The 400-nt window shown below is 45.0% G+C and carries 1 rRNA gene; it reads left to right on the top strand.

Features of this window, described 5'->3' with window-relative positions:
- A 16S ribosomal RNA gene (locus tag LZP73_RS19355) occupies positions 1-107 on the top strand; the annotation flags it as partial.
- Between the last annotated feature and the right edge of the window lie 293 nt (positions 108-400).

Raw genomic sequence — 400 nt, 5'->3', positions numbered from 1 at the left:
TGGGTAGCTTAACCTTCGGGAGAGCGCTCACCACTTTGTGGTTCATGACTGGGGTGAAGTCGTAACAAGGTAGCCCTAGGGGAACCTGGGGCTGGATCACCTCCTTACCTATACGACTAACTCGATGCTTTTGAGTGTTCACACAGATTGCTTGTTTAGCCTGTCTTCGGATGGGTAGAGCGACATGCGCCGCCAGCCGGTTAGCATAGTTCTTTAACAATTTGGAAAGCTGATAGTATTTAATTACATGATGTCTGTCGTGTAATTAATACAAACCGATGTAAGTGTGGAAACACTTGCATCATGAGTTCTCAAAACACTTTATTGAGTGTCTTGAATATTCAAAATCTAAGGCGGTCCATCTCCTACCCGGAGATGAGACAAGTAAAACCAAGCTGGT

This window comes from Shewanella sp. AS16 (assembly GCF_021412365.1).
Lineage (GTDB): Bacteria > Pseudomonadota > Gammaproteobacteria > Enterobacterales > Shewanellaceae > Shewanella > Shewanella salipaludis.
This window is presented reverse-complemented; position numbering and strand designations above follow the sequence as displayed.